Genomic DNA, 11,155 nt, shown 5'->3' with positions numbered 1-11,155 from the left:
AAGTCAGCTTTTCAGCACCGAGAAGGTTGTGAGAACCCGAAGAAGGAGGAACGGAGTGTAGGCAAAACCTACATGAGTACCGGACTTCTAGGGTGAACGCAAGATTCGATGTCGAATGCCCCTCTTGAATTACTTCGTGATCAAAAGCTGACTTTTTGAACTTCCTCTACTATGATTTGCTGACCCAGCCCTGGCGATGGGCATAGATAGCCAATTGAGTCCGATCCTCCAGTTCGCATTTCATAAGCAAATTGCTCACATGCGTCTTCACCGTTTTAATACTAATATGAAGCTCTTCTCCGATATCCTTATTGCTCTTGCCTTCCGCAATCAGCATCAATACTTCCTTCTCCCGATCCGTCAGCCCTGAATCGCTGCCTTGCATACTTCGCTGGCGAAGTCCCCGTGTCAATGCCTGTGCGACATCCCCTGTCATTACCGGCATCCCCCGATAAGCTCCTTGCAGCGCATAGATCAGCTCTTCCGCAGATACCGTCTTCAGAACATAGCTGACCGCCCCGGCCTCCACGGCCTGAACCACAAGCTCATCCTCCAAAAAGCTGGTCAAAATAACGATCTTGAGTCCCGGAAACCTCGCCAGGATTGCAGCAGTAGCTTCTGCTCCATTCATTACCGGCATCATCAGGTCCATCAGTATCAGATCCGGCAGCATGGACGCCTCCCGGGCCTCCAGAGCTTGAAGAGCCTCCATCCCGTCCCCGGCCTCTGCTATGACTTCAAATGCAGGATCCAGCATGAGATAAGTCTTCAAGCCCATCCTCACCATGTCGTGATCGTCAACAATCATCACCTTAATCTTACTGCTCATGATCCGCTCTCCCCTTCTCATCCTCGAACTTGGGTATATGTACACGGATGGTCGTCCCCGCTCCGGACTTGCTGATAATCTCAACATGTCCGCCCAGCTTCTCCGCGCGCTCTCGCATCGTCGTCAGTCCATAAGAGCCCTGCTTCTGTCCGTTCCCGCTAAAGCCCTGCCCGTCGTCACTAATCGCAAGCACAACCTGTCTGGGCCCTTCCTTAAGAGACAGACTGACCAGCTGCGCTCCCGCATGCTTGACGATGTTAGCCATCGCCTCCTGAATGATCAGGAACAGCTGATGCTCCTTGGCCTCCGATATGTGTCCCTGCACATCCATCTCCTTGATGCCCTTCAGCCCATTTTGACGGCAATAATCCGGGAACCACTGATCCAGCGCTTCAGGCAGCGTCTTCCCGACAAGCTCCATAGGACGAAGCTGTGCTATCAAGGCCCGCATCTGCTTCTGTGCCGTATTAGACATCTGGATCAGTTGACCCATTACCGCATTGGCCTGCTCCGCATTCATTTCCAAGACCTTAGGCAATGAAGAAGCCGCCATATGAATAGCAAAAAGCTGCTGACTAACCGTATCATGAAGATCACGGGCAAGCCTGCGGCGTTCTTCCAGCACTGCTCCTTCGACCATTCTGTCCTTTTCGAGAATCTCCTGCTCCCCTAATTGCTGAAGCAGTTGCATCTTCTTCTCCACAGCCTCGGTCATATTATTGAACTCCCGATAGAGTCCGGCAAAGGTCTGATCCACCGTATCCGGCAGTCGAACAGACAAATTTCCTTTTGCCACCTGAAGCATCTGCAGATGCAGCAGATCAATCCTGCCCTGGATCCGGCGTCCGGCAATATAACCGATAATCAGCGTGGCCACCACAACGAAGGTGATTCCATAGGTCAATACCCGCGGATCACGAACATGAATGACCCCCGCTTTATACCCGCCATAGAGGAGAACTGCCGCCAGACTTCCTGTTAACAGAAAGTATAGCAGCAGCTCCCATTTCGTATTTTTCAGAATCCGTTGAACCATCATAAGCTAACCCACCGTATTCACTTTCACATCGCCGATAAATACGCTGACGATCAGTTTAACGCGTTTGCTTGCTTCATGATAGGAAGGGGATTGAGCCTGTACATTGCTCATGAAGCCTCCCTGCTTCTGCTTCAATATCTTTAAATCTCCGATAAAAGCATTGGATACTGCGCTGATTCCCAGGTCGATGTCTTCCGGAACAAAGATCTTCACGTCGCCGATAAAGGCTGATACGTTGATCTTCGTCTCCCCGTACGGAATCTGCGCCTTCGTCAGGTCAATTACCGTATCCCCGATAAAATGAGAAATGTTTGTCGGCCGGAGCTCGAAGTAATCCTCTCCCAGATGAACATCTCCGATAAACCCTGCTTTATTGAACGTTTCACGCTTGCCGGAGGATTCCGTTCCATCATTGAAGTAATTCTGATGGTGAGTATGGTTGTCAAAGTCTTGTTTATGCGTATCTTTCCATCCCTTGTCCTTACCACCATGCTGCTTCTCCAGGCCGTCAAACATCGAATCCAAAGACGATTTCATCTCCGGGATATATTGATCAGGAATTGGCGGTACCGGAGGTTGAGATGGTGCTGGCGGTATATCATAGTCTGCCGGGCCAGTTCCGCACTTCTTGCGGCCGCGCGGCTTAAGCAGTACATTCAATCCTCCGATTATTAACGCTACCGGGAAGAAAAAGCGAAAGAACTCTCCCGGCGATAAGTCGATCATACCCAAATTCCGGGCCAGAAAATAACCGCCGATCACGATTAGAATGGCACTTCCGATAAAGCTTGAGCCCCGCCAATTTCCGCTGCCCAGCTGCGATATGCCAGCCAGAATCAGAAAGACAGGCCAATACGTTGAGAATAGCTCACCGATACTGATTGTTGCAATCCCTAACTGATTTAATAAAAATAAAGTACCAATGCTAATTAGCACCAGTCCGCCGATCAAGCGTCCCCATAATCCGTTCCTCATCAATAATCCCTCCAAATAGACTAAAGCTTGCTGAGGGCAACGTGTAAAGTGCTTTACATTTATGCCTTCTCATGCAACTTTCCCTAGGTCAACTTATATATCTACAGTTTACCTTAGTCGCTTCTGGTTACAACAGCGGCGCAGGATGGAAATCGAACTCGGTCTTCAGACGGAGGGATATGGGATTTTAAGGAAATTGAATTTATCCTAAAAAAGGCGCCCTCTGCAGGACGCCTGTTGCTCACTCATCTTGTTATTTCTGTTGCTGATTGGAGGCCTGATGCGAAGCTTTGGCTTTTTGCGCAATCGTCGCATTGCTTTCCTCTGCAAACTCGGCGTTGAACTTCTCGTTAGGCGTTTTATAGCCTGGCGATTCAGCCTTATTTTTCTTTGCCACTTGTATTCACCTCCCCTGTGCATTACAGAAAGTATTATGCATACAAGTAAGGTGAATTATGCAAAGCCCTGAACTGGAAAATCAAATGATTTGATCCCACATATGATCAGGAATTTCCTTGCTGACCTCCATCGCTTTTCCAAGCTTGCTCAGCATATCCTCCGTCAGCTTACCGCTTCCCTTGCGGATAATCTGAACCTCTACCTCTTTCTTGCCCCACTCCTTGAACACCTGCTTGGTGGTCTTGAAGTACAGATCAATCTTGTTCCCCTTAATCGCAGAGCCTTTATCCGCCACGATTCCGTAGCCATAGCCCGGAATATAAAGGACCGTTCCGATCGGAAAGACCTTCAGATCGGCGGCAATGGTCGAAATCGTATCCTTATCGCGTCTTACCTTGACGCCGGAGTACGTGATTCCATACTGCGGATGGTTCGGATGCTTGCCCGTCGATTCATAGCCAGCCGTATAACCTGTAGCAACGACCTTGACCTTCTTGGCGGCTTTAGCAGTCTCATTCGCAGCTGTCGCTACCGTACTGTTCTGCGTATTCTTCTGCTCTTGCCTAGCCAGCACCGGTGTTAACTGGTTGCTCTGATTCCGCTCAAGCCTCACATGGAATTTCTCCAGTCGTTGAGCCATCGTTTCGTATTGCTCCATTCGGAGCTCTAGTGTATATCCGTTCATTACATTTCCAGTGTGATCATTCATAGCCTGAAGCTTGCTGTCTGCGGCGATCGCCTGGACTAGGAGAACCGTCATTAACAGTGCAATTACAGTTCTCCGCCACATAGCAAATTGGCGCATATGAAAACCTCCCCCTTAATGCGAAGGTTTTCCATATGCGCCTTGGTTTATACATTCATCGTTTAAAAAAGTTAAATGACGTGGTTGCGGATATCGTTCTGAAGCTGGGCAGCAACTTCATCCAGCGACTTCGCTCCCAGGTCTCCTTCTCCGCGTTTGCGCACGGATACGGTAGCATTTTGCTGCTCATTCTCGCCTACGACGAACATGTAAGGGATTTTCTCCAACTGAGCTTCCCGGATTTTGTAACCCAGCTTTTCGTTGCGCAGATCGCTTTCCACACGAACGCCCGAAGCTCTGAGCGTATCTTCCACTTTACGGGCATAGTCGTCAAAGGCCTGCGATACAGGAATGACCTTGGCTTGAATCGGGGACAGCCAGAGCGGAAGATTCCCTGCAAAGTTCTCAAGCAGAAAGGCCGTAAAGCGTTCCATGGTTCCCAGGATACCGCGGTGCAATACAACCGGACGGTGCTTCGCGCCGTCATCGCCCACATATTCGAGCTCAAAGCGCTCCGGAAGCAGCACGTCGATCTGAATCGTCGACAGCGTCTCTTCCTTGCCAAGAGCCGTCTTCACCTGCACGTCCAGCTTCGGACCATAGAAGGCGGCTTCCCCTTCCGCTTCATAGAACGGCAGTCCTGCCTCTTCCACAACCTCACGCAGCATGCGCTGAGTTGTATTCCACATATTGTCGTCCGGGAAATACTTCTCGGTATCCTGAGGATCGCGATAGGACAGACGGAATTTGTATTCCTTGATCCCGAAGTCGCTGTATACCTGCTTGATTAACTCCAGGACACGGGTAAATTCATCCTTGATCTGATCCATCCGACAGAAGATATGAGCATCATTCAGCGTCATGGAGCGAACACGGTGCAGACCGGTCAGTGCGCCTGACATCTCGTAGCGGTGCTGCATTCCAAGCTCAGCGACGCGGATCGGCAGATCACGGTAGCTGCGCATATCACTCTTATACACCATCATATGGTGAGGACAGTTCATCGGACGGAGCACAAACTCCTCGGTGTCGATCTCCATTTTCGGGAACATATCTTCCTGGTAATGATCCCAGTGTCCTGACGTTTTATACAAATCAACATTACCGAGTACAGGAGTGTACACGTGCTGATAGCCCAGGCGCTCTTCGATATCAACGATGTACCGCTCAAGCGTACGGCGAAGGGTTGCTCCCTTCGGAAGCCAGATCGGCAAGCCTTGTCCGACCAGGTTGTTAAAGGTAAAGATGCTCAGTTCTTTCCCCAGCTTGCGGTGATCGCGCTTCTTCGCTTCTTCCAGCAGGCGCAAATGCTCCTCCAGTTCAGCCTTCTTCACGAAGGCTGTTCCGTAAATCCGCTGCAGCATCTTGTTGTCGCTGTTGCCTCTCCAATAAGCTCCGGCTACGCTCAGCAGCTTGAACACTTTGATCTTGCCGGTGGAAGGTACGTGAGGACCGCGGCACAGGTCGAAAAATTCGCCTTGGTCATAAATCGAAATCACGCTGTCCTCCGGCAGATCACGAATCAGTTCCAGCTTGTATGGATCGCCAAGCTCCGTGAAAATCGCCACCGCTTCCTCGCGGCTGACCTCACGGCGCGTAATCGGTAGATTCTCCCCAATAATGCGTTCCATTTCCTTCTCGATCTTCTGAAGATCTTCCGGGTTCAAGGGATGCTCCAGGTCCATATCGTAGTAAAATCCGTCCTCAATCACCGGTCCAATCCCGAGCTTAACTTCCTTGCCGCCAAACAGACGTTTAACGGCTTGAGCCATCAAATGCGCCGTACTGTGACGCATAATCTCCACGCCATCCTTAGAGTCCAATGTAATGATCTCCACTTGGGCGCCATCGGTTAACGCGGTATTAAGATCTACCGCTTGACCGTTAATTTTACCGGCTACCGCATTTTTCCGAAGGCCGCTGCTGATGGATGCTGCTACATCCTCCAGCGTATTCCCCTCTACGTATTCCCGGACAGAACCGTCCGGCAGTGAAATCTTGATTGCCACGATTGTTTCCTCCCAGTCAATAATTTGATAATATGGAGTACCGGCAACGGACAGCAAAAAGCCCGTCCCCGGAAAGGGACGAGCATCATAACCCGTGGTTCCACCCTCATTCGGCTTATCTGCCATGCAGTCAAGCCCTTATTCGGCATTCTGTAACGGGAATGGCCCGGCAGCTCTTATAACAACCGCTCAGCCAGGCTGAGCAGGAAGGTTCGGAGTTACAGCTACAAAGGGGTAAGCCAACAGCGAAACCGAAGGGAATTCCAGCCTGATGTTCCCTCTCTCTGATCCGTTCTTTCTGCATGACCCATGTCTTTGTCAACGCTTTTCGAATTATCAGTAATTATATAGCTATCGGTAAGCTCCGTCAAGAACCGCCCCGACGTTGGAACTTTCGCGAATTTGCATAATTTGCATAAGAAATGAAGTTCCCTAATTGCGTTGTTTGGTGAACATGCTATAATTATGGTTGCATTTGCTAGAAGTGAATAGGAGTGTATTTCACATAACGGAAATGTCATTTACGGGGTCTGAAGGGAGAGCTAGCGGATGTTCGCGAAGCGACTGAAGCAGTTGCGCAAAAAGAGAAAACTGACGATGCAGGAAGTTGCAGATTACGTTGGAGTTGCCAAAAGTACGTATGCAGGGTATGAATCCGGTTACCGTGAACCTACTCTGGAATCTATCCAAACGATATCTCGTAAACTAAACACGTCGGCGGATTATCTTCTGGGGCTTACTAATTATCCAGAACCACCGGGAGAACTAAATCATAATGCCAAAGAATATTTAAATTTCGAACAACTTCATTGGGACGGGATCCCTTTGGAAAAGGACGATCTTGATTTGATTCGTATTTTACTTGAACGAGTACTCCGCGATCGGCAATTTCCAAAGGATGAATGATTTAACCGCCCATTAGTTGTTGCAGCTTCGATTCTGACTCCTCTTGAAGTTTCGCCTTTAGATCGTCATACTTTTGACTCCAGCCTTCGATGACGTCTGCAGATACTGCATTATTCTCTGCATTTTGAACAATTCTTTGGAATGAATCGTCACAGGTTGATTCAGCCGTTGATAATTCGGCGTTTAACTGATCTCTCCATGCGATTACATTGCGGGGATCACTTTTATCCAGTTGCTGCATACTGCTTTCCGCGTCACTTAAAGCTGCCCTCATATCCTTTCTACACTTTTCCTGAAGTTGTGTGAACTCTTGCTCATATTTCTCTATCAGATTCGCTGTAGAGTCTAATTGTACCGCGCTAGGTGAAGCCACGTCCGTTGTGCTTGAACCGTCTGGCTTTGTCGTGCTCGAATCGTCTGGCTTCGTTGTACTTGAATCGTCTGGCTTCGTTGTGCTTTGAGCATCCGGTAATGCCTGGCTTGGGGTACTCTGATTCGTGGAGGTCTGCAAACCTTGGGCATCCTTATTTGTCTGGACTTGCGTACCCGGTTTTGCTGAAGCATCCCCCGGCTCTCCGAGTTCTTCATTTTGTTCTACTGCCTCTGCAGTGATATCCTCAACATCAAGTAATAATAGATCATTGTCTTCCAGCAGGATTTGTTGGAATTCTTCTTGTTCACTGGCATTAACAATTAATTTGTTTTCCGACGACTCCTTCCAATACAATCCCCCCCATAGAAAAAGTAAGAGAATAGTGATCGTGGATAAGATAAAAATGACTATATCCGGTTTTCGAAATCGACGCCGCCTTCTCTTGCGGATTCGTTGTTGTCCCATTGTGATGTGAACACCGCCTTCCTACAAAGTGTACCGATTGGTAAAAGAAATAGGCCAGCCCTCCTGGTTGCAGGAAGAGCTGGCTTGGTCTTAGAATTTCAATAGATCTTGCAAAATGTAATCCATCATTTCATTAACTTGTTTTTTTACATTGTTGATTGCTTTATTCTTGACGGTTTTAGATGCATCAATCTCATTAATCCGATCGAAGCTATCATTTCCTGCCTGCACAACTTCCATTATCAACTGAACTTTTTCGGCATCAATCGTTGCAGAATCAAACCTTGTTTTTATTTCGGCTAACTTACCTTGAAGCGAATGAACGATATTCTGAATTTGAACTTCCGGATCAACCACTCCATTGGTAAGCGTAATCTCTTGTGTAAAGATCACTTTGGAATTGCCCCCAAATAAATTAACCAGCGTAGCCTGAATAATAGCGGTACCCTTTTGGACCTTTTTATCAAGGGTTACTTTTCCGTTTGAAGTTACCTTTACATCCTTGCTTCCCGATACCTTTTTCCACTTCAGAGCTGAGGAAGGAAGCTCAACACCTAGAACCGTCAGCGTATATACATGTTGGCGCCCATTTTGGGTAATCTCTGCCTTTGATTCTGTTTCGGAAGAGATAAAGGCAGCGCTTATTGCTCTGACCGCCGGCACATCATATCTTAATCTCGTCTTAAAATTCTGTACCAAAGAAGTTGCAGCCTTCGGTTTAACACCAAGGTTAAACAAGGCTTCACTTAACACATATCCGTTCCGATCCGATAGAACCGCTTCCAGCGCTGCCTCTTTAATACGATCGAGGCCATTCTTATTTTTCAAGAATGCGGCCAATTCTTTTGAATTCATATTCGATATCGTATTGCGTATGGCTCCTTCAACTCCACTATGTTCGCCATTATCACCATATAGCAGAATAAGGAAATCGTCGATCGACAGATTGGATACTCCTGCAGCCTCCGCAATAATTCCCATCGTTGCCACGAAGTCCGGATTTGTGCGAATGGCTTCAAGCTGTGAACCCTCCAGATCATACGGTAGGGAACCAACTGAAGTAATGAGCTCAAACAAGTTCTTCTTCACTTCTTTTTTATCAACAGAATCCGGGAGCTTCTCTGCAATAGGCTTCCATATCTGATTGATCAGAGCGGCGTCCTTCGTGGCATTTAGGTTATTGATCTCATCCCATAACCTGCGAACATCCCTTACATCTGAAGATCCATTTGCCTGAAGAGCAGCATGCAGCTTCTCCATTCGTTCTAGAAATTGCTCTACTGGAAAGATGTTTCCTTCTCCGATAGAGGCCGTTAATGTAACTTCTTTCTCAAAAATTACTTTAGCATTTCCACCGTAAGGGTTGAAAAGCTGTGCCTGAATAACTGCGGAAGCGCTCGGTACGCGCGGAGCAAGTGTAACCGTACCGTTTGGCAATACTTCGATGTCATCGCTTCCTGATACTTTAACCCACTTTAAAGCTATAGCAGGCACGTCGACTCCAAACACCTTCAAACTGTATATATGTTGACGGCCATCTTCGCTTACATCAACCCGTTCAGTTGATTCTGAACGCATATATGCGACCGCCATTGCATTAATTGCCGGCACATCATATTGTAGCCTAACTTGGTAGTTTAGCACCGTTGATCTCAGATCCTGCGGCGTAACCTCAAGCTTCTCTAAAATCGAGCTAAACTTATATTCATCGGTTTCACTGAGCAGTTGCTCTGTTGCTTGAAGCAGTACTGCAGTAATGGCTTCATTGTTACCCAGCAATCCTAATAGCTCAGCAGCATTCATATTGACTAGTAAATCCCGGATTGTTCCTTCGATGCCTTTACGAGAGCCGCCATCACCGAACATAAACAGCAAGAAATCATCCATAACGATTTGGCTGTCACCACCAGCCGCCGCAATCGTCTTCAGCGTGCTGCGGAACTTCGGATTACTTCGAATCGCTTCGAGCTCCGATGCGGTTGGATCATACTGGAATGAGCCTACTTCCTTAATCATCTGGAAGAGGTTTGCTTTCAGTTCAGCCTGATCCACTGTTGACGGCAGCTTAGGAGCTATTTTGTTCCAGACTGGATCAATCAATGCTTCATCCAGAACCGGATCGAGTCCGGCAATTTCATCACGAAGATTCCTCACATCCTGAATATCGGCTGGATCCCCTGCTGCAAGTGCCGCATGCAATTTATTCATCCGTTCCAAGAACTGCTCACTTGGAAACACCGTTTCTTCCCCGGAAGTCTCTCTCAAAGTCACTTCTTTTTGAAAAATCACACCGGTGCTGCTGCCATAAGGGTTCGCCAGTTTAGCTTGAATCACGGCTGAACCGCTGCCTGCGCCCTCAGGAATCGTTACAACTCCGTTTGAGGTTACGCTTACGGCAGCATCCCCGGATACCTTGCTCCATTGCAGGATGAAAGCTGGAATTTCAATTCCGAATGCATTCAAACTGTATATATGTTGACGGCCATCCTCGCTGATTTGGGCTGTAGCCTCTACGGTTGTACGAACATAAGCCATAATCATAGCATGGATAGCCTGGTCATCATATTGAAGTTTGCCCTGCAGGCTAGTCAACAATGACCTAATATCCTGAGAAGAAATGTCCATTTCCTTCAAAATGGAGCTGATTCTATACGCATCGTTTTCCTCCAGCAGCTTGTCTACCGCTTGGAGCAGGATTTCAGTAGCAGCTTGGCTATTACCTATTAATCCGGCTAACTGAGTCAATGGCATATTTTCCAGGGTGCCGGCGACTGTTCCTTCCAAGCCCAAACGGCTTCCGCCGTCCCCAAACAGAAATACAATGAAATCATCCACGCTTAAATCTTCATGTCCAAATGCGGCCGCAATCATTCTCAACGTTGCGTTGAATTCAGGATTGGATCGAAGCTCCTCCAATTCCGACATGGTTTGGATCGTGCTGACCGTCTTAAAAAGGTGAATCAGACCTTCTCTTAGTTCCTTTCGATCAACGGTTTCAGGGAGTCTTGCATTCACCTTGCTCCAGATCGGACTGATTAGAGGTTGGACTTCTACGAATTGAAGCCTGGTTATTTCTTCACGCAGATTTATGACATCCTGGAGACCCTCAGGATCAATTGCCAGAGCAGCGTATAATTCGCTTAATCGTTCCCTGAAAAATCCTGATGACTGCTCCATTTCGGCGGCATTCGCCATCTGGATCAGGCTCAGCTTCTCCATGGGACCCTTTGTGCTGAGGGGCAAGATTCCAACAGTTGCGGTCAGCATAGAAAGGACAAGAGCGGATACAGTTACTTTTTTTCTAAGCGACATCTTATTCACCTCGGATATAATTTGGTAAATCCTTATTAACCGC

The 11,155-nt window shown here is 47.9% G+C and carries 9 protein-coding genes; 1 reads left to right on the top strand and 8 read right to left on the bottom strand.

The window, feature by feature from the left end; translation table 11 throughout:
* Positions 1–169: 169 nt before the first annotated feature.
* From TX85_RS02920 to thrS, 6 genes are all read right to left on the bottom strand, one after another.
* Entirely contained in the window at positions 170–829 is a 660-nt protein-coding gene (locus TX85_RS02920) for a response regulator (protein WP_044477648.1), read from the bottom strand.
* The gene (locus tag TX85_RS02915; protein ID WP_044477647.1) at positions 819–1,868 is read right to left on the bottom strand and encodes a sensor histidine kinase; all 1,050 of its coding nucleotides are present in this window, start codon (positions 1,866–1,868) and stop codon (positions 819–821) included. Before TX85_RS02915 ends, TX85_RS02920 begins: the two co-directional genes overlap by 11 nt.
* Before the next feature lie 3 nt (positions 1,869–1,871).
* The gene (gene liaF, locus TX85_RS02910; RefSeq protein ID WP_044477646.1) at positions 1,872–2,843 is read right to left on the bottom strand and encodes a cell wall-active antibiotics response protein LiaF; all 972 of its coding nucleotides are present in this window, start codon (positions 2,841–2,843) and stop codon (positions 1,872–1,874) included.
* A gap of 253 nt (positions 2,844–3,096) precedes the next feature.
* The gene (locus TX85_RS26980) at positions 3,097–3,240 is read right to left on the bottom strand and encodes a hypothetical protein (protein WP_187375126.1); all 144 of its coding nucleotides are present in this window, start codon (positions 3,238–3,240) and stop codon (positions 3,097–3,099) included.
* 81 nt (positions 3,241–3,321) lie between these two features.
* A complete protein-coding gene (locus TX85_RS02905; RefSeq protein WP_044477645.1) occupies positions 3,322–4,047 on the bottom strand; it encodes a 3D domain-containing protein in 726 nt (241 codons plus the stop codon).
* Between the two features lie 71 nt (positions 4,048–4,118).
* A complete protein-coding gene (gene thrS, locus TX85_RS02900) occupies positions 4,119–6,056 on the bottom strand; it encodes a threonine--tRNA ligase (RefSeq protein WP_044479752.1) in 1,938 nt (645 codons plus the stop codon).
* A gap of 549 nt (positions 6,057–6,605) precedes the next feature.
* Here thrS and TX85_RS02895 point away from each other — a divergent pair.
* Complete coding sequence (locus tag TX85_RS02895) at positions 6,606–6,962, top strand: helix-turn-helix domain-containing protein (protein WP_044477644.1); 357 nt, start codon at positions 6,606–6,608, stop codon at positions 6,960–6,962.
* Position 6,963: 1 nt separating this feature from the next.
* Here the strand turns inward: TX85_RS02895 and TX85_RS02890 are convergent, their stop codons facing one another.
* Positions 6,964–7,800 (bottom strand): hypothetical protein, encoded by an 837-nt coding sequence (locus tag TX85_RS02890; protein WP_044477643.1) that lies wholly within the window; start codon positions 7,798–7,800, stop codon positions 6,964–6,966.
* A gap of 90 nt (positions 7,801–7,890) precedes the next feature.
* Positions 7,891–11,112: a hypothetical protein gene (locus tag TX85_RS02885; RefSeq protein WP_044477642.1), complete on the bottom strand. Its 3,222-nt coding sequence runs from the start codon at positions 11,110–11,112 to the stop codon at positions 7,891–7,893.
* Between the last annotated feature and the right edge of the window lie 43 nt (positions 11,113–11,155).

Source organism: Paenibacillus antibioticophila (genome assembly GCF_000455265.1).
GTDB lineage: Bacteria > Bacillota > Bacilli > Paenibacillales > Paenibacillaceae > Fontibacillus > Fontibacillus antibioticophila.
This window is presented reverse-complemented; position numbering and strand designations above follow the sequence as displayed.